17 protein-coding genes are annotated in these 19,379 nt (G+C 58.8%); 12 read left to right on the forward strand and 5 right to left on the reverse strand.

Translation table 11 applies throughout. The annotated features are described in order from the left end of the window. Positions 1 to 3 precede the first annotated feature (3 nt). A complete protein-coding gene (locus VIN96_RS05310; protein ID WP_331894455.1) occupies positions 4 to 1,047 on the reverse strand; it encodes a hypothetical protein in 1,044 nt (347 codons plus the stop codon). Between the two features lie 94 nt (positions 1,048 to 1,141). Next, positions 1,142 to 2,038, reverse strand: a complete 897-nt coding sequence (serB, locus tag VIN96_RS05315) for a phosphoserine phosphatase SerB (RefSeq protein ID WP_331894456.1) — start codon at positions 2,036 to 2,038, stop codon at positions 1,142 to 1,144. On the opposite strand from serB, the gene miaA reads away from it, so the two are divergent. The 7 genes from miaA (at position 2,037) to VIN96_RS05350 (ending at position 10,203) form a co-directional block, all read left to right on the forward strand. Then, the gene (gene miaA / locus VIN96_RS05320) at positions 2,037 to 3,011 is read left to right on the forward strand and encodes a tRNA (adenosine(37)-N6)-dimethylallyltransferase MiaA (protein WP_331894458.1); all 975 of its coding nucleotides are present in this window, start codon (positions 2,037 to 2,039) and stop codon (positions 3,009 to 3,011) included. The two genes, serB and miaA, sit on opposite strands and share 2 nt — an antisense overlap. Before the next feature lie 179 nt (positions 3,012 to 3,190). After that, positions 3,191 to 4,954: an acetolactate synthase 3 large subunit gene (locus VIN96_RS05325; protein WP_331894460.1), complete on the forward strand. Its 1,764-nt coding sequence runs from the start codon at positions 3,191 to 3,193 to the stop codon at positions 4,952 to 4,954. A gap of 24 nt (positions 4,955 to 4,978) precedes the next feature. Then, positions 4,979 to 5,530 carry an acetolactate synthase small subunit gene (gene ilvN, locus VIN96_RS05330; protein ID WP_331894461.1) on the forward strand — a complete coding sequence of 184 codons (552 nt, stop codon included), beginning with the start codon at positions 4,979 to 4,981 and terminating at the stop codon, positions 5,528 to 5,530. Between the two features lie 73 nt (positions 5,531 to 5,603). Further along, entirely contained in the window at positions 5,604 to 6,623 is a 1,020-nt protein-coding gene (gene ilvC, locus VIN96_RS05335) for a ketol-acid reductoisomerase (RefSeq protein WP_331894462.1), read from the forward strand. 148 nt (positions 6,624 to 6,771) lie between these two features. Continuing rightward, positions 6,772 to 7,215: a carboxymuconolactone decarboxylase family protein gene (locus VIN96_RS05340; protein ID WP_331894463.1), complete on the forward strand. Its 444-nt coding sequence runs from the start codon at positions 6,772 to 6,774 to the stop codon at positions 7,213 to 7,215. Between the two features lie 12 nt (positions 7,216 to 7,227). Next, positions 7,228 to 8,115 (forward strand): RNA polymerase sigma factor SigJ, encoded by an 888-nt coding sequence (sigJ, locus tag VIN96_RS05345; protein ID WP_331894465.1) that lies wholly within the window; start codon positions 7,228 to 7,230, stop codon positions 8,113 to 8,115. A 114-nt stretch (positions 8,116 to 8,229) separates the two neighbouring features. After that, positions 8,230 to 10,203 (forward strand): FAD-dependent oxidoreductase, encoded by a 1,974-nt coding sequence (locus VIN96_RS05350; RefSeq protein WP_331894466.1) that lies wholly within the window; start codon positions 8,230 to 8,232, stop codon positions 10,201 to 10,203. Here VIN96_RS05350 and VIN96_RS05355 read toward each other — a convergent pair. From VIN96_RS05355 to VIN96_RS05365, 3 genes are all read right to left on the reverse strand, one after another. Continuing rightward, complete coding sequence (locus VIN96_RS05355; RefSeq protein WP_331894467.1) at positions 10,200 to 10,430, reverse strand: hypothetical protein; 231 nt, start codon at positions 10,428 to 10,430, stop codon at positions 10,200 to 10,202. The genes VIN96_RS05350 and VIN96_RS05355 overlap by 4 nt on opposite strands. Positions 10,431 to 10,440: 10 nt before the next feature. Continuing rightward, complete coding sequence (locus VIN96_RS05360) at positions 10,441 to 10,941, reverse strand: hypothetical protein (protein ID WP_331894468.1); 501 nt, start codon at positions 10,939 to 10,941, stop codon at positions 10,441 to 10,443. 79 nt (positions 10,942 to 11,020) lie between these two features. Beyond that, the gene (locus VIN96_RS05365) at positions 11,021 to 12,676 is read right to left on the reverse strand and encodes an ATP-binding protein (RefSeq protein ID WP_331894469.1); all 1,656 of its coding nucleotides are present in this window, start codon (positions 12,674 to 12,676) and stop codon (positions 11,021 to 11,023) included. Positions 12,677 to 13,145: 469 nt separating this feature from the next. Here VIN96_RS05365 and VIN96_RS05370 point away from each other — a divergent pair, with 469 nt between their 5' ends. From VIN96_RS05370 to mrdA, 5 genes are all read left to right on the forward strand, one after another. Beyond that, a complete protein-coding gene (locus tag VIN96_RS05370) occupies positions 13,146 to 14,711 on the forward strand; it encodes a 2-isopropylmalate synthase (RefSeq protein ID WP_331894471.1) in 1,566 nt (521 codons plus the stop codon). Positions 14,712 to 14,894: 183 nt separating this feature from the next. Beyond that, positions 14,895 to 15,935: a rod shape-determining protein gene (locus tag VIN96_RS05375; RefSeq protein WP_331894473.1), complete on the forward strand. Its 1,041-nt coding sequence runs from the start codon at positions 14,895 to 14,897 to the stop codon at positions 15,933 to 15,935. A gap of 174 nt (positions 15,936 to 16,109) precedes the next feature. Continuing rightward, complete coding sequence (gene mreC / locus VIN96_RS05380) at positions 16,110 to 16,958, forward strand: rod shape-determining protein MreC (RefSeq protein WP_331894475.1); 849 nt, start codon at positions 16,110 to 16,112, stop codon at positions 16,956 to 16,958. Further along, entirely contained in the window at positions 16,955 to 17,470 is a 516-nt protein-coding gene (gene mreD, locus VIN96_RS05385) for a rod shape-determining protein MreD (RefSeq protein ID WP_331894476.1), read from the forward strand. The genes mreC and mreD overlap by 4 nt, the downstream gene beginning before the upstream one ends. Positions 17,471 to 17,486: 16 nt before the next feature. Next, complete coding sequence (gene mrdA, locus VIN96_RS05390) at positions 17,487 to 19,379, forward strand: penicillin-binding protein 2 (protein WP_331894478.1); 1,893 nt, start codon at positions 17,487 to 17,489, stop codon at positions 19,377 to 19,379.

Raw genomic sequence — 19,379 nt, forward strand, 5'->3', positions numbered from 1 at the left:
TCCTCACCACACCACTTCCGTCGAACGCTTTTTGGTTTTGTCCACGGCCTTGGAATAGAGTTCCCATTCGTCACGGGGCAGATAGCGTTGGGCGAGGAAGTGGTAGAGCTCGGCCAATAGCCGTTCGGCCTTGGTGGAACGATTGGACGACAGCGTGCGCCACTCTTCGATAAGGCCTTCCCAGGCCCACAGGCGGCGGTGCAGGTCGTCGCGGTTTTGGCGGATGAAGCGGCTGACCTGGGCAATGTTGGTCAGCGCGGAGAGGATTTCGCCGGTCTGCGCGTCCAATTGTTCGAAAGAATTGCTGAACCCGTCGATGGCGATCTTCAACAATCGTTTCAGCGGGGTGACGGTGTCGAGCACGCTGTGTTCGTGTTTGTAGGTCTTCTCCAGCCCTTGGACCGTTTTACGAATGCGCAGAATTTCATGAAACTCGTCGCGCAGCGCTTCGATATAAGATAGTTCGTTGGCCAGGTTGGCGATGAGGGCCAGCACGTCTTCGCGGCGTTCTTCTTCGATGTTCAAGGCCTTGGCGGCAGCGGAAAACGCTTGGCTGATCTTTTCCTTGGTTTTTGGGTCGTCGACCACTTGCGCCAATTGATCGGGATCGGTGATCAGCATTTCCTCGCCCGACATCCACGACACCAACTGCATGGTCACGCGGTTGTGGGCAATGGCGCGGTGTTCGTCGGTGACGGCCCACGAGGCGCGGCCGCTGGTCATTTCGCTCGGCACCTTGTCGCCGATGCGCAGTTCGCGCACGAACTTCAAACCCTCGGCGACGATGTCGAGCATCTTGGCGTCGGGGCTGTCGTCTTCGAGGTTCAGTTCGGTCTTGATGCCGGAAAATTTCAACGACACGTCGTGATGGTCGAGCACGGTGATCATCACCGCTTCGCCGGTGTCCTCGCGGGTGCGAAACGAGGTTTGTTCGATGGAATGAAAAAACGGATGCGCGAAGGCGACCTGGGACGGCAGCGGTTTGTTCTCGCCGGATTGCTCTTCACCGGCTTCGGCTGGCGCGTCGTCGGTCGGCTCGTTTTGCATCTGATCTGGCCGTTGCCTTGGTCGTGTTCTAGAACAGATAGAGTATCTCAACGGGTGTGAAGATCAATACCCACCATCAACCGGCCAGTCTATCTTACGTGACGAATTCGTCGCGGCGATAGCCTTGAATGAACAGCGCGCCGCTGAGGTCGGCGTGATCGAGCCGCGCGCGGGCGTGTTCGCGCGCCACCGGATGGCCGTGGTAGGCCACGCCCATGCCCGCGGCCATGAGCATCGGCACGTCGTTGGCGCCGTCGCCGATGGAAAACGTGTCGGTCATGCCCAGTTCTTGCTGGGCGGCCATGTCGACGAGCATTTCCAGCTTGGTGTCTTTGTCGACCACCGGCGGGATCACCTGGCCGGTGAGGTGACCGTCGACGATTTCCAACTTGTTGCCGAGCGACATGTGAAAGCCGACCCGTTCGCGGATGCGGTCGGTGAAGAACGAAAATCCGCCGGAAATCAGCGCCGTGAACGCGCCGTTTTCGCGCATGGTGGCGATCAGCTCGCGGGCGCCGGGGTTGAGGTGCACACCGTTCATGGTTTCTTCCAAAAAGCTCTCGCTCAACCCTTCGAGCATCGCGACGCGGGTGCGCAACGCTTCGGCAAATCCGATTTCGCCGTTCATGGCGCGCTTGGTCAGGGCCGCGATCTGGTCTTTCAGGCCGGCGAACTCGGCCAACTCGTCGAGAGTTTCGCCTTCGACGATGGTGCTGTCCATATCCGCGATGATCAGCTTTTTCTTGCGCCGGAGCGCGCTTTGCGCGATCACATCAAGAGGCCGGTCACCGAGCGCTTGGCGCACGGCAGCCTCCGCATCCTTGGGGTGGACGCCGTCGAAGGCGATGTCCACGGCTTCATGGGGCGAAAGCCAGTCCGCGGCGGCACTTTGCCCGCCGATAGCATCCAGCGCGCGGCGCGCCACTTCCACCTGATCGGCGCTCAACGCGCCATCAGCGGAATTTGTAATCAAGGTGAGAACGTTGTCCATGCCGACTGAAGAGGCCATACCGAAAAAGGGGCTGCGCTCGGCTTTGATCATCGCAGGGCCGACCGCCAGCGGCAAGTCGGCAATGGCGATGGATGTCGCCGAGCACTTTTCGGGTACCGTGATAAACGCAGATTCCATGCAGGTCTACAGGGAATTGCGGATCATCACCGCGCGTCCCTCGATCGAGGATGAGCAGCGCGTTCCCCATCGCCTGTTCGGCGTGCTGTCCGGGCGCGAAATGTGCTCCGCCGGGCGTTGGTGCGCCATGGCGGTGGCGGAAATCGAGGCCTGTTTCGCCGCCGGTCGCTTGCCGGTGCTGGTCGGCGGCACCGGCATGTATCTCAAAAGTCTGGTCGAGGGGTTGTCGCCGATTCCCGATATCGAGCCCCGCTTTCGCGAACAGGCGACCGCTTTGCATGCCGAACTGGGGGCGCAAATGTTTTGGGGGGAGGTCGAAAAACTCGATCCCGTCAGCGCGGCGCGCCTGCCGGTGGGCGACACCCAACGCTTGTTGCGGGTTTGGGAAGTGACCACAGCGACCGGCAGGCCGCTGTCCGAATGGCAGGATTTGCCGCGCATCGCGCCGTTGCCCGACGTCAATTTTGCCCACATCGCCGTGGTTCCCCCGCGCGACGTATTGTATGGGGGCATCGATGCGCGGTTTTCTCGCATGGTGGAAGAGGGCACGCTGGACGAAGTTCGGGCTTTGATGGACCTAGACCTCGATCCCGCATTGCCGCTGATGAAGGCGTTGGGCGTACCGGAATTGATGGCGTTTCTCAAAGGCGAAATGAGCAAGGAACAAGCCATTTCTCAGGCGCAAAAGGTCAGCCGCAACTACGCGAAGCGCCAGTTAACCTGGGTGCGATCGCAACTGCCGGACGCTTATATCCTGCCTGCGCAATATTCGAAAAGTTTTCAGCAAAAAATCTTTTCATTTGTTCACGACTTTCTGTTGACCGGGCGGGCGTGAACGTCTAGTTTCCCTTCTCTTGCGGCTGGGCCCGCCCTGGGGGAAAACCCAAGGGGCGGCCCATCTGCGTTCGGGCAGAGCTTTCACCTTTTTATCGTTGGTGCGGTCTCATGTGTGAGCGAGGCCGCGTATTTGGATTTTGTGAAGAACAGACGCCGTCTTAGGGCAACGAGGACATCATGGCAAACGTCGAAATGAACGGTTCCGCAATTGTGATCAAAGCCTTGCAAGATCAAGGCGTTGATGTCGTATTCGGTTATCCCGGCGGCGCTGTCCTTCCGATTTACGACGAAATTTTCAAGCAAAACAAGCTTCGCCACGTGCTGGTGCGCCAAGAAGGCGGCGCCGTGCATGCGGCCGAAGGCTATGCGCGTTCCACCGGCAAGGTCGGCTGCGTGCTGGTGACGTCGGGCCCCGGCGCGACCAACGCGGTGACCGGCCTGTTGGATGCGATGCTCGATTCCATTCCGCTGGTGTGCTTGTGCGGCCAGGTGCCGACGCACCTGATCGGCAACGACGCGTTCCAAGAAGCTGACACCACCGGCATCACGCGTCCGTGCACCAAGCACAACTACTTGGTCAAATCCATCGAAGACCTGCCGCGCATCATGCACGAGGCCTTCTATGTCGCGCGTTCCGGCCGTCCCGGTCCGGTGGTCATCGACCTGCCCAAGGACGTGTTGATGGACATGGGCATGTACACCCCGCCGACCAAGGTCAAGCACAAGAGCTATACCCCGCAGGTAAAGGGCGACACCGGCGCGATCAAAGAAGCGGTCAAGCTGTTGGCCAAAGCCAAAAAGCCGATCATCTATGCTGGTGGCGGCGTGGTGAATTCCGGCCCCGGCGCGTCGCAATTGTTGGCTCAATTCACCCAATTGACCGGCTATCCCATCACCCTGACGTTGATGGCGTTGGGGGCGTATCCGGCGTCGGACAAGCAGTATCTGGGCATGCTGGGCATGCACGGTACATATGAAGCCAACATGGCGATGCACGATTGCGACGTCATGATCTGCGTCGGGGCGCGTTTCGACGACCGCATCACCGGGCGTCTCAACGCATTCAGCCCGAACTCGAAAAAAATCCATATCGACATCGATCCCAGCTCCATCAATAAGAGCGTGCGGGTCGACGTGCCGATCATCGGCGATGTCGGGCACGTTTTGGAAGATATGATCAAGGTGTGGCGCACCAGCCAGGCCAAGGTCGACCAAAAGGCGCTGAAGAACTGGTGGAAGCAGATCGACGATTGGCGCGCCAAGGATTGCTTGGCGTATCAAAAAGACCCGAAGATCATCAAACCGCAATTGGCGATCCAGCGTCTTTATGAACTGACCAAGTCGCGCAAGGACGTCTACATCACCACCGAGGTTGGCCAACACCAGATGTGGGCGGCTCAGCACTTCAAGTTCGAAAAGCCGAACCACTGGATGACGTCCGGCGGCCTGGGCACCATGGGTTACGGTCTGCCCGCCGCGATGGGCGTGCAGATGGCGCACCCTGACGCCTTGGTGGTCGATATCGCGGGTGAAGCATCGATCCTGATGAACATCCAGGAAATGGCGGCGATCCGTCAGTACCGCTTGCCGGTCAAGGTGTTCATCTTGAACAACCAGTATATGGGCATGGTGCGTCAGTGGCAGGAATTGCTGCACGGTTCGCGCTATTCGGAAAGCTACATGGACGCGTTGCCGGACTTCGTCAAACTGGCCGAAAGTTTCGGTGCGGTCGGCTTGCGCGCGACCAAGCCCAGCGAGCTGGACGATGTGATCAAGGAAATGATCGAAACCGACAACTCGGTCATTTGCGACGTCGCCGTGGCGCAGGAAGAAAACTGCTTCCCGATGATCCCGTCGGGCGCGGCGCACAACGAAATGATCTTCGGCGTGGACGTGGATACCGAAAACGCCATTTCCGAAGACGGCATGGTGCTGGTTTAAGGCAGGGTTGAGGAGACTTAAGACATGGCGACGACCAGCATCTACGGCGACAATCCCGTTAAAGAAGACGTGCACACGCACACCATCTCGGTCCTGGTGGACAACGAGCCGGGCGTGCTCGCACGCGTCATCGGCCTGTTCGCAGGGCGCGGCTACAACATCGAAAGCCTGACGGTGGCCGAAACCCGCCACCGCCAAGGCTTGTCTCGCATCACCATCGTGACCTCGGGCACGGCCATGATCATCGAACAGATCAAGGCCCAGCTCGGCCGATTGGTTCCGGTGCACAGCGTTTCGGATTTGACCATCGAAGGTCCCTCGGTCGAACGCGAACTGGCCTTGGTCAAGGTCGACGGCACCGGCGAAAAACGCGTCGAAGCGTTGCGCATCGCCGATATCTTTCGCGCCCGTCCGGTGGACGCGACGACGGAATCGTTTGTCTTTGAAATCGTCGGCGACACCGAAAAGCTCGACGCTTTCATTGAATTGATGAAGCCGCTGGGCCTGGTGGACTTGTCCCGCACAGGCGTGGTGGCGATTGCCCGTGGGCCGGAAGGCATGGCTGGGCAGGACTAACCTTTATCGTCCCTTTTTGGGGCTTAACTTGGCTTAAATTGGCATTCCAGATTTGATCTGAAGGAAAAAGAAAATGCGTGTCTATTACGATCGTGACGCCGACGTGAACCTGATCAAAGGTAAAAAAGTCGCTGTTGTTGGTTATGGCTCCCAGGGCCACGCCCATGTCTTGAACATGCGCGACAGCGGCGTCACCGACGTCGTCGTGGCGCTGCGCGAAGGTTCCGCCACGCGCAAGAAAGCCGAAGGCGAAGGCCTCACCTGCATGACCGTCGCCGAAGCGTCCGCTTGGGCCGACGTCATGATGATGTTGACGCCCGACGAACTGCAGGCCGAAATTTATTACGCCGACATGCACGACAACATGAAAGAAGGCGCAGCCCTGGTGTTCGCCCACGGCCTCAACGTGCACTTCAACCTGATCGAGCCGCGCAAGGATCTCGACGTGTTCATGGTCGCGCCCAAGGGCCCCGGCCACACCGTTCGCGGCGAATACCTCAAGGGCGGCGGCGTGCCGTGCCTGGTCGCGGTGCACCAGAACGCCACCGGCAACGCGCTGGAAGTCGCGCTGTCTTACGCATCCGCTATCGGCGGCGGCCGTTCCGGCGTCATCGAGACGACCTTCAAGGAAGAATGCGAAACCGATTTGTTCGGCGAACAGGTCGTGTTGTGCGGCGGCTTGATGGAGCTGATCAAGAACGGCTTCGAAACCCTGGTCGAAGCGGGCTACGCCCCGGAAATGGCTTACTTCGAATGCTTGCACGAAGTGAAGCTGATCGTCGACCTGATGTACGAAGGCGGCATGGCCAACATGCGCTATTCGATCTCCAACACGGCCGAATACGGCGACTACGTCACCGGTCCGCGCATCATCACGCCGGACACCAAAGCGGAAATGAAGCGCGTGCTCGACGACATTCAGTCCGGCCGCTTCACCCGCGACTGGATGCTGGAATGCAAAGCCGGCCAGCCGAGCTTCAAGGCCACCCGCCGTCGCAACGCCGAACACGAAATCGAAGAAGTCGGCCAACGCCTGCGCGCCATGATGCCGTGGATCGGCGCCAACAAGCTGGTGGACAAAGAAAAGAACTAAGCTTCTTTTTTCGAACAAATACGAGAAGGGCGGAGCCACATGGCTCCGCCCTTTTTTTGTTCGTTCTGTCACAAACGACATGTGCTGAATCGTCTTTTTACTAAGAACGCGCTGTTTGCGTTCGGTCATACAATGGAAAGGAACGACGATGTTGAGCAAAGACCGTATCGATTTGCGGACCCATGCGCCGGTTGTCATGGGCACTTTTGAAAAAGTTGAAGGTTTGATTGGTGAAAGCGGGCTTGATGCGATGCTGCGCCATTTGGTGAAATTGCGGGTGTCGCAGATCAACGGCTGTGCATACTGCGTCGAAATGCACACCCGCGAAGCGCGCGAAGACGGGGAAACGGATCGTCGCCTGGACCATTTGGTGGTGTGGCGAGAGGTCAATCTGTTCACCGATGCGGAAAAGGCCGCGCTGGCATGGGCCGAAGCGTTGACGGTGCTGGGCAATGGCGTCAGCCTGGATGACCTTCACGATCAATTGAGACAACATTTCAGCGATGAAGACATTGCTACGTTGTGTACGGTTATCGTTATGATCAACACCTGGAATCGTTTACAGGTCGCGTCGCACAACGCACGTTTTTGAGGGACAGGCCCGATGACGTCGCACAAACAAGATCGCAAAACCGAATTGTTCGAGCATTGCCGGTCGCGTTTGCGCGGCGTCGCGTACCGCATGTTGGGCTCGGTCGCCGATGCCGAGGATGCGGTACAGGATGTCTATTTAAAATGGCGAACAGCCGAACTTTCAGACATCGAAAACCCCCAAGCGTGGTTGGTGACGACATGTACGCGGCGCTGCATCGACATGCTGCGTGCGGCACATAAAACCCGGGTCGAATATGTCGGTACATGGCTGCCGGAGCCGGTGGTCGGCGATGCGCCGTTTGACGTCGGCGAACAGGCGGAACTGGCCTCATCCCTGACGATGGCATTTTTGCTGTTGTTGGAGCGATTAAATCCGGTGGAACGTGCGGCCTATCTACTGCGCGAAGTGTTTGGTTACGCCTACAAAGACGTGGCGTTCGCGGTGGGCCGTAGTGAAGCGACTTGCAGGCAAATCGTCTCACGCGCCAAAAAACGCCTGGAAGACCAGAACGTAAACGCGCCAGAAAACCCGCAGCGGCGTGAAGGATTGCTGGACGCATTTATGGATGCATTGCGGTCGGGTGAGACCCAACGCCTCGCGAAACTGCTGGCCGACGATGTCGAGTTGCGTGGCGATGGTGGCGGCAAGGTCATTGCCACGATGAATGTCATCCGCACCCCGCAATCGGTCGCGAAGTTCTTGGCAGGCGTGTGGCAAAAGGCGTGGCGCAATTTCACGATAGAGACAGTCACGGTGAACGCAAACCCCGGTGCTATCTTGCGTGATGGCGAGCACGTTTACGCCATCTTGTCGCTGACGCTGGGCAGAGACGGCAAATGCGCAAGGATCGACATCGTGCGCAATCCCGATAAGTTGCGTCATATCGACAGTCCATAACACGAATTGTTGTAAGACAATCATGCTCCTAGCCGCATTACGTATGGACGTTCCTTCGGTGAGTACCTACAGTCTTTGCCAGAGCGATGGGCTCATTGTGGGGAGAGGGGCTTCATGTCCAAAAAAGGCATCACACGGCGGGACTTTTTGAACGGCACATTGATCGGCACCGGGGCGCTCACGGGGGGCTTGATGACGGGCGGGGCGGCGTTGAACGCGTTCCTGCGTGCCTCGGAGGCTCAGGCTGCCGAGGCTGAGGCTGCGCCAATGACCACCACAGGGCCTTATTATCCACCCCGGTGGACGGGCATGCGAGGTTCGCACCCGGGTGCGTTCGAGCGCGCCCACGAACTGGCGCGCGAAGGCCGCGAAGATTGGGGCGGTGTGACGGAAACCGGCGAAGAGTACGACCTGATCGTGGTTGGCGGCGGCGCCAGCGGTTTGGCGGCGGCATACTTCTTCCAACAAAATCACGAAGGTAACGCCAAGGTTCTGGTGCTCGACAATCACGACGATTTCGGCGGTCATGCGAAGCGCAACGAGTTCGAAAGCGCGGGCAAGATGCGTATGACCTATGGTGGGTCGCAAGGCTTCGACAACATTGCCAACTGGCCGAAAGAGATGTGGGACCTGCTTGATGAGTTGGGCATCGACCTCGATAAATTCGAAACGCAATATTACGATCACAGTTGGTACAAGCGCCACGGCTTGAACGGCGGCGTGTATCTCGACGCCGCGACCTGGGGCCGCGATCACATGATGGCGGCGGATCTTGGCGGCATGGCCCCGGTGATGCCGGGCCTTGGCGAGGGTTCGAAAGACTTCAAGGCGTTGTTCGACGCCGCGCCCCTTCCGGATGCGGCCAAAAAAGAGTTGGTCATGTTGTACAACGAGTCCAACGTGCAAAGCGTGATCGCCGAGATCGACGAAAAAGACCCGAACTACGACACCTATGGCTATGAGACATTTCTCAAAGACTACTGGCACATCAAAGATCCGGCGACGTTCCAGTTCTTACGTAAATTGCCGACCGATGAGAACGGTGTCGGTGCGGATAGCCTGTCGTTGTCCGAAGCCATCGGTGCGGGGATGCCGGGCGTTGTTAACATTGGCAAAAAATACGGCATGATCAAGGATGTCGAGCCGGGCGATCCTGGTTACGCGCATCACTTCCCGGACGGCAACGCCGGCTTTTGCCGCACCATCGTGCGCGCCATGATTCCGGGGCTTGCTCCGGATGTGGAAGAAGACGTGGATGCCGAAGCCTTGGTGCAAGCCAGGTTCGATTACGGCGCTTTGGACGACGCAGAGAACAATACCCGCATTCGCCTCAATGCCACCGCCATCGAAGTCAAACACGAAGGCCCAGCGGATGCCGCCGAGCAGGTTGCCGTAACCTATATTCGTGACGGCAAGCCGCATCGCGCCCGGGGCAAAAATGTCATCTTGGCGTGTTGGAACATGATCATTCCGCACATCTGCCGCGAACTGCCGGACAAGCAGAAAGAGGCCTTGGCGATGAACGTCAAGATTCCCTACATCTTTGCCAACGTGATGGTGAAGAACTGGCAGGCGATCAAAAAATCCGGTGTTGGCGCAGCCTATTGCCCGACCAGTTACTATCATTTGATGCAGTGCGAATATCCGGTCAATATGGGCGGATATGAAGCGACAGAGGATGCCGGCGAGCCGATGCCGATCACGCTGATCCGCGTGCCGGTGCCCGAAGAACGCGGCATGGAGCCGCGCGATCAGTTCCGCGAAGGGCGTGGCGAGATCTTCGTTACCGAGTTCGAAACGTTCGAGACCGCCGTGCATGAGCAACTGAACGGCATGTACGGTGCCTACGGCTTTGATGCGAAGCGCGATATCGAAAGTCTCTCCATCAACCGCTGGTCCCATGGCTACAGCTACACCTATTTCACCATGTTCGACAAAGGCGCGACCATCGAAGACGGCCCGCACATCACGGCGCGCCAGCGTCATGGCCGCATCGCCATCGCAAATTCGGATGCGGGGGCGAATTCTTGGTTGGATGTCGGGGTGGTGCAGGGACTGCGCGCGGTGAGGGAGCTTGCCGAAACTTAAGACAAATGCGCGATGACGAATTCCTTGGCGCACCACAGCTGATCGTCGTTGTTGACGATCAGCTTCGGGATGTCGCCAAGGGTTTCGATGCGCCCATCCATCAGGCGGATTTTCACCTCGGCGCGCAGCATGCCGCACGGCTCCAAGGTGCCATATCCCGTGTAAAGATAAATGGCGAGCGCGGTGGACGCGGCGACAAAGGCGAGGGTGCTCAGTTTTTTGCGCACGCCTATCGCCCTATGCTTCGATCATGGATTTGAAGGTGTTGAAAGAGCCAACCCAGAACCATGCCACTTTGCCATCCGGCGTCTCTATGCCCACGGTGCGGTGTTTCAGGCCGACGCGAAACGAATAGACCGGCAAGCTGGGATGGATTTGCTTGAAGCGCAAGCCGACGTTCTTCGGATTGTCTTTCCACAGCTGGTAATTCTTTTCCGCGAGTTTGCGCACGTCTTCGGGCAGATCGTCGAAGGTTTCCCAGTACGTGCCTTCGCGCAGCAGATTGTCGAGGCCGAGGGAGACGAACTTCATCGACATTTTTTTTGCGATTTTGTCATAAATCTTGAGCGCCTTTTTGGCCGAGCGTTCCATCCACGCCTGCGCTTCGGGCGATGCGATCAAGCGATCCCATTCGGTTTTATCCTCGACGCGTTCGAGGATCTCGAACGCAATGCGCTCGCGGTCTTCGGCCGGTAGGGTCTTTAAAGCCTCAAAGGCTTTGGTCAGAAGCTCATCCATGACAGGGGTCCTTCCTGCGACGTTCAGGGTCTTTTGTAGCGCAACTGGACGAAATCACAACGGTTGTTTGTGGATTTGGTCAGGCGCTGACCTTGCTTAAGGCCGGACTGGGTGCGGTGGCGAGTGCAGACTCTGAGGACATGCCGTCGATCGGATCGATGGTGCGTTCTTTGGGAAAGTGCACGGTGATCCGGGTGCCGCAGCCTTTTTCGCTTTCGATTTCCATGCGCCCGTCATGCAATTCGACCAGCCCCTTGGTCAACGGCAAGCCTAGACCGGTGCCTTCCTCGGTCCGGGAAAAGACGTTGTCCACCTGGCCGAATTGAGACATGGCCTTTGCCACATCGTGTTCGTCCATGCCGATGCCGGTGTCGCTGACCGACAATGAAATGGTGCGGGTGCCGTTGCACTTGGCATTGAGTGTTACCGTGCCGCCTCTGGGGGTGAATTTGATGGCGTTGGTCAACAGGTTGAGCAAAATCTGTTTGATGCGACGCTCGTCGGCGTGCAGCCAGGCCAACGTATCAGGCACGTTTTGGCGCAGTTCTACGCCTTTATCTTCCGCGCGGGTGCCGACCAAGCGCCATGTCAGATCGATCACGGCACAAAGGTTCAAGGGCTCTTCGTTCAGTTTAAGCTTGCCCGCTTCCAGCGCCGAGACGTCGAGAATGTCGTTGATCAGTTCCAACAGGTGTTCGCCGGAATGGTGGATGTCTTCGATGTATTCCTTTTGCTTGGCGTTCGCCAAGGGGCCGAACATGTCTGTGCGCAGAATGTTGGAAAACCCGATGATGGCGTTCAGCGGCGTGCGCAGTTCGTGGCTCATGTTGGCGAGAAAGTCGCTTTTGGCGCGATTGGCGCATTCCTGTTCCCGTTTAGAGGCCCGCAGCCGGGCCTCGGTGCGTTCGTGACGTTCCAACTCGCGGCTGAGTTCACGGGTGCGCATTTCGACTCGCTCTTCCAGGTGCTGGTTGAGGCGGTCGAGCTTGTCACGCGCCGTTTCCGCCTCGCGGCGGGCAGTCTTGACCGCATTGAGGTTCATCTTCAGCTTGGCGTTGCTGTCCGTCAGGCGCGTCAGGGATTTACGCAAACGGTTTTCCAGGGGGTGGAAAATGAACAAAACTTCCATGCTGAGAACCACCAAGGCGCCGAGCCACAATGCGGTTTCCAGTTGCTTGATCCACTCGATGGCTTCGCGACTGGCCATGTCGTACTCGTCGGTGGCGGCAGTAAACATGGCTTCGAGCACGTAAGGTCCGTACTGAAGGACAAAGACATATGAAGCCGAATTCCAGCCAAGGCTGTCCCTGGGCGTGCTGTAGATGGCCCGCGCGTGGCTGAGATACCGGGTGATGGCGCCGTTCAGTCCGACGCTGGGGTCGAAATAGATGGTCTGCAAAACCGGCGTCGTGACATAGGGGATTTCACCGTCGGGGTCGCCGTTGAGCAACGTGCGGTGGGCGGCTTCCATGTTGGCGATGGCGCGTCCCAGTTGCGCCTTGGCGATATTGAAATCTTCGCTGTCGCGGGCCGCGACCATTTGCGTCGCGAAATGCGCGATGCGTTCAGAAAGACCGCTTTGCTGTCCGGCGATGCTGATCAGCTTGGAAAAATTGTGCTGCTTGTCGACGATGATGCGCATGCCCAGCCACGCCCCGGTGACCAGGACGGCAATGGTGCTGAACGCGATGATGTAGCGCCGCCGCAAATTCTGAACGTCACTGAATTCAGTCATGACATTGCCGGTCCATGGTTGATGCTCCACACGGCGGGCTGTAAAAAGTAAGGAAAATTTTAGAAGTATCGTGTTGCAGTTCTATGTCAGCGTTTTTCGTTGGGATTTAGTCCGTGGGAGCTTATATTTAGCGTGCTGAAACCTGTTGACGGCGGACCGTTGGCCGGGTTAAATCCCAATTCCGGCATGGTGTCGGGATGCAGAAAAAGGGCGTAAGTTGATGACGGCATCTGCCGCCAGCTTTGAAATGTCGAACGTAACCGCTTTGCGGTCGCGTTCGCGCGCGTTTGATCTGCGGTCGTCCACGCTGATCCTTTCCGTGTCGATCCTCAACGGGAACCTGCTTCTTAGGTGCCCCTGACGCCTGCGGCTTCGTTTCATGCCGATGGTGTTTAGGGGAAATCATAATCATGCGCCTAACCGAAATTAACGGCGCAAACCCTAAGAATTGACCCGAAGGACAAAATTCATGAGTACTCCGCAAACCCATCGCGACAGCAACCGCGTCGTCATCTTCGACACCACCTTGCGTGATGGCGAACAATCGCCCGGCGCATCGATGAACCTGGACGAAAAAATCCGCATCGCCACCGTTTTGGAAGAAATGGGCGTCGATGTGATCGAGGCCGGCTTCCCGATTGCATCCGAAGGCGATTTCGAGGCGGTCAGCGAGATCGCCAAGATTGTCAAGAATTCGACCGTGTGCGGCTTGGCGCGCGCCACCAAGATGGACATCGAGCGCTGTGCCGAGGCCATCAAGGCCGCGCCGCGCAACCGCATTCACACCTTCATTTCCACCAGCCCGCTGCATATGAAGTACAAGTTGCAGATGGAGCCCGACAAGGTGTTCGAAAAGGTCAAGGAAAGCGTGGCGTTTGCCCGCAACTTCACCGACGACGTCGAATGGTCGGCCGAAGACGGCACCCGTACCGAGCACGATTTTCTGTGTCGTTGCGTCGAAGCCGCCATCGATGCCGGGGCCACCACAATCAACATCCCCGACACCGTCGGTTACACCATGCCGCACGAATACGCGGCGTTGTTTCATATGTTGTTCGACCGCGTGCCCAACGCCGACAAGGCGATTTTCTCGGTTCATTGCCACAACGACCTGGGGTTGGCGGTGGCGAACTCTTTGTCCGCCGTGGGCGCGGGTGCGCGTCAGGTCGAATGCACCATCAACGGCCTGGGCGAACGTGCCGGCAACGCCGCGTTGGAAGAAATCGTCATGGCGTTGAAAACCCGCCACGACTTGATGCCGTTCGACACCGGGGTGGTAACCGAAGACATTATGAAGGCGTCGCGTTTGGTTTCCGCCGTCACCGGCTTCACCGTTCAGCCGAACAAAGCCATCGTCGGCAAAAATGCGTTCGCGCACGAAAGCGGTATCCACCAAGACGGCATGCTGAAAAACGCCGAAACCTACGAAATCATGACCCCTGAATCAGTGGGCCTGACGGAATCGAAGTTGGTCTTGGGCAAGCATTCCGGTCGCCATGCCTTCAAGGAAAAATTGAAGGACTTGGGCTACGACATCGGCGACAATGCCATCGAAGTTGCCTTTAAGGGCTTCAAGGACTTGGCCGACAAGAAAAAGGATGTGTTCGACGAAGACATCATGGCCTTGATCGACGATCAGGTCCTGCGCGCCAACGACCGTATCCAGTTGGTGAGCATGGAAATCTTGTGCGGCACCAAGCATCAGCCGCCCAAGTCCGAGTTGGAAATGTCCATCGACGGTGAGGTCAAAACCTGCAAATCGACGGGTGACGGCCCGGTGGATGCGGCGTTCAACGCCATCAAGACGTTGTTCCCCCACGAGGCGCGGTTGCAGCTCTATCAAGTGCATGCTGTGACCCAGGGCACAGACGCCCAGGCCGAGGTTACGGTACGGCTGGAAGAAGACGGGCGCACGGTCAACGGCCAAGCGGCGGACACCGATACCATGGTGGCCAGCGCCAAAGCGTACATCAACGCTTTGAACAAGTTGCTGTTGAAGCGTGAAAAAACCGCCCCTTCTGCGCTTTCGGCCTAGCTTTCCTAGGCGGGGGTTGAGTATAAATAGAGTGCCGGGGCCGATTCGCTTATCGTTCCTCCGGCACTCTTTCTATCACGTTTCCGAAAACGACCCGCTTTTCGGCCGCGCATCAGGCAGCGTTTCAGGCGATTATTCGGGGGACTAAGCGGGAACCGGCACATACGCGGGGTTTGACAACCAATGCTTTCGAAACTTTTTGGCTTCCTGTCGGCCGACATGGCCATCGATCTTGGAACCGCCAACACGCTTGTTTACGTCAAGGGCAAGGGCATCGTGCTCAACGAGCCCTCCGTGGTGGCCATCACTGAATTCAAGGGCAAGAAGCAAGTTCTCGCCGTCGGCAACGAAGCCAAGCAGATGTTGGGCCGTACGCCCGGCGACATTCACGCCATCCGCCCGCTGCGCGACGGCGTCATCGCTGACTTCGAGGTCGCCGAGCAGATGATCAAATACTTCATCCGCAAAGTGCACAACCGTCGTACTTTCGCAGCCCCTATGGTGGTGGTTTGCGTGCCGTCCGGATCCACCGCCGTTGAGCGCCGCGCCATCCAAGAAAGCGCCGAAAGCGCCGGTGCGCGTAAAGTCTATTTGATCGAAGAACCGATGGCCGCAGCAATTGGCGCCGGATTGCCGGTGACCGAACCAACCGGTTCGATGGTGGTCGACATCGGCGGCGGCACGACCGAAGTTGCGGTGCTGTCGTTGGGCGGTATCGTTTATGCGCGTTCCGTACGCGTTGGCGGCGACAAGATGGACGAAGCCATCATCGCTTACATCCGCCGAAATCATAACCTTCTGGTGGGTGAAGCTTCCGCGGCGCGCATCAAGGAAACCATCGGCAGTGCCTGCCCGCCCGAAGACGGCGAAGGCCGCACCATGGACATCAAGGGCCGCGATCTGATGAACGGCGTGCCTAAGGAAATCGTCATTTCCGAACGTCAAATTGCGGAAAGCCTGGCCGAGCCCGTCGGCGCGATCATAGAGGCCGTCAAGGTGGCGTTGGAACACACCGCCCCGGAACTGGCCGCGGACATCGTCGACAAGGGCATCGTGCTCACCGGTGGCGGCGGCTTGCTGGGCAACATCGATCACGTTTTGCGCCACGCCACCGGCTTGCCGGTTTCCATCGCTGACGATCCGTTGTCATGCGTGGTTATGGGCACCGGACGCGCGCTGGAAGAAATGAAAAAACTGCGCAACGTTTTGACCACTATGTACTAAGCGTTATGCGCATTCCGCTTTTACCGGCACCCGTGCAGTTCTTGCACGGGTGTTGTTGTTTTTAGGCCGTATAAACTATATTAACTATGTCTTGCCCATACTGGGTTGTGGGCGTGGGGCAATGAATAGGGAAGACATGCGGTGAAAAACCGCCAACACCTTGGACATCATCTGATGCATCCCGAAAAAGGGATGGCTGGCCGCGTCGGTTATCTGGGGCTGGTCCTGGCGGCGTTTGCGTTGATGCTATTGGGCAAAGCCGATATTTTGGTGATGGAACGGGTGCGCGCGTCTGTGTCCGATGCCGTCGCACCGGTTTTGGACGTGCTGTCGCGCCCGGTGGCGTCGGTGGACCGCGCCATTGACGAGCTGACCGCGCTTTCCGCCGTGCGGGCCGAAAATGCCCGGCTGCGTGAGGAAAACCAGCGCTTGCTCGAATGGCAAGCCGCGGCGCGCAAGCTGTCGGCGGAAAACCAACAGCTCAAGGGCTTGCTCAATTTCGCACCGGGTGCTGAACCCGGTTTTATTTCGGGACGCGTGATCGCGGATTCCGGAGGGGCGTTCGTTCATTCCGTACTGCTCAGCGCCGGCGCGCGCGACAACGTTGCCAAGGGCCAAGCGGTGATCACCGGCGACGGTCTGGTGGGCCGGGTTCACGGTGTCGGTGCGCGTTCAAGTCGCGTGCTGTTGATCACCGACTTGAACTCACGCATTCCGGTTGTGGTCGAAGCCACCCGCACGCGGGCGATCCTGGCTGGCGACAACTCCGACCGGCCGCGTTTGATCCATTTGCCACCAGGTGTGGAGGTCAGCATTGGCGACCGCATCGTGACATCTGGTCATGGCGGTGCTTTCCCGCCGGGCATTCCCGTTGGTGTGGTCTCGCATGCCGGTGAGGGCAGCGTGACGGTGAAGCCATACGTGCATCGCGATCGTTTGGAATACGTGCGCGTGGTCGATTACGGCTTACAGGGCATTCTCGATTCATCCTCCGCCGCCGAAGGCGCGGGGGTTTCGCAATGAATCTGACGTTCTGGCAACGTCTGGATCTGGTTATGCGCGGCGTTACGCCGTTCTTCCTGACCTTGGTTTTGGTGATCTTAGGCCAAGTGCCGCTGCACATTCCCGGGTTTGCCGAAGTCGCGCCGCTGTTGCCTTTGATGGCGGTCTATCACTGGGCCATATATCGACCGGATCTTCTGCCAGCAATTGCGGTGTTCGTCGCTGGGTTGTTGCAAGACGCGCTGAGCGGTATGCCGTTCGGCGTCAACACCGTGGTGTTTGTGTTGGTGCACATGGCGGTGATGAGCCAGCAGGTGTTTTTCATGGGCCGGTCTTTCATGGTCGTGTGGCTTGGTTTTGCGATGGTCGCGGCGGGTGCGACGGTGTTGACGTGGCTTTTGACGGCACTGTTTTTTTCCGCCTTCTCCACGCCGGAAGCCGCGTTCGTGCAGTACGTGGTAACCGTCGGCGTGTTCCCTGCATTGGCATGGCTGCAAGTGCGCTGGCAGCAGTCCGTCTTGGCGCAGGTGTAAGGGAGCGCGATACGCGATGCATAGGGATTCGGAGCGCCATAAACTCTTTTCCCGCCGCGCCTTGATGTTGGGGGGCGGTCAAGCCGCGCTGTTGTCGGTGTTGGCCGGGCGGATGTATTACCTGCAGGTGGTGGAATCGGAACGTTACGTCACCTTGGCGGACGAAAACCGCATCAACTTCCGCCTGTTGCCGCCGCCACGGGGGCGCATCGTCGACCGTCACGGCAAACCGATGGCGGACAATCAACAAAATTACCGGGTGGTGATCATCCCCGAGCAAGCAGGCGACGTCGAGCGCACGCTCGACCTGTTGTCGCTGATCGTGCCGTTGAGCGGCGGCGAGCGTCGCCGCATCGCTCGCGAGGTCAAGCGCAAGCGCGCGTTTGTGCCCATCACGGTGCGCGAGAACCTCGACTGGTCCGAGGTGGCGCGCATTGAAGTCAACACCCCCGACCTGCCCGGCGTGCTGATCGACGTTGGCCAAAGCCGCAATTACGCCATGGGGGCGGAAACAGCCCATGTGCTGGGCTATGTGGCGGCGGTGTCGGAAAAAGACCTCACCGGCGATCCACTGCTGGAATTGCCCGGCTTTCGCATCGGCAAGGCCGGGGTCGAAAAGATTTACGATCTGTCCTTGCGTGGCTCTGGCGGCAGTTCCCAGGTCGAGGTCAACGCCTTGGGCCGCGTGATCCGCGAACTCAATCGCCAAGAGGGTCAGCCGGGCAACGAAGTGCGCCTGACCATCGATGCCGAATTGCAGCATTTCATTACCGAGCGTCTGGGCAACGAAAGCGCCACCGTGGTGGTGGTGGATGTGCATACCGGCGAGATCCTGTCGCTGGTCTCTTCGCCGTCGTTCGACCCCAATTCGTTCAACACCGGTCTCAGTCAGGCGGAATGGGAATCGCTGATCAGCAACCCCAAGGCGCCGCTGACCAACAAAGCCATCGTCGGACAGTACGCGCCGGGCTCGACCTTCAAGCCGGTGGTGGCATTGGCGGGGTTGGAAAAGGGTGTGATCACGGCGGACACGAAAATCAACTGCGCCGGTTCCACCAAGCTCGGCAACGCCGAATTCCATTGTTGGAAGAAGGGCGGCCATGGGGTGTTGGACCTGCAAGGTGCGATCGAACATTCGTGCGACGTCTACTTCTACGACGTTGCACGGCGCACCGGGATCGAGCGCATCGCCGCGATGGCGCGCCGGTTCGGCCTGGGCGATCGTTTGGGGCTTGATCTGCCGGGTGAAAAACCCGGCCTGGTGCCCAGCAACAAATGGAAGCTCGGTGCCATCGGATCGCCTTGGCAGCTCGGTGAAACGTTGATCGCGGGGATCGGCCAGGGCTATATCCTCACCACGCCGTTGCAATTGGCGGTGATGACCGCGCGCTTGGCCAACGGCGGCCGCGCGGTGACGCCGCGTTTGACTATGGATAAGGTTACGGAAACCGGACTGGAACCGTATCCGGACGAAGAGGCCGTCTCGCTGGGGGTCACGCCGGAGCATCTTTCGGTGGTTCTCAAGGGCATGGATGACGTGGTCAATTCGCCCACCGGAACCGCGCGCCGTTCGCGCATTACCGAACCCCAGTGGCGCATGGCGGGCAAGACCGGCACGGTTCAGGTGCGGCGCATCTCCAAGGCCGAACGCGAAACCGGGGTTTTGAAAAACGAAGATTTGCCGTGGAAAGAGCGCGACCATGCGCTGTTCGTCGGCTACGCGCCGGTGGACAGTCCGCGTTTCGCGGTGTCGGTGGTGGTCGAACACGGTGGCGGCGGCTCGTCGACGGCCGCGCCGATCGCTCGAGACGTGTTGCACGAGACCCAGCGTCTGGCCGCGCTGCGCCCCACGCCGGGGCGTCAGGAAGCGCGCAAATCCAACACATCCGATAAGGGAGGCAAGGTCTGA

The sequence above is a fragment of the Magnetovibrio sp. genome (genome assembly GCF_036568125.1).
Taxonomy (GTDB): Bacteria; Pseudomonadota; Alphaproteobacteria; order Rhodospirillales; family Magnetovibrionaceae; genus Magnetovibrio.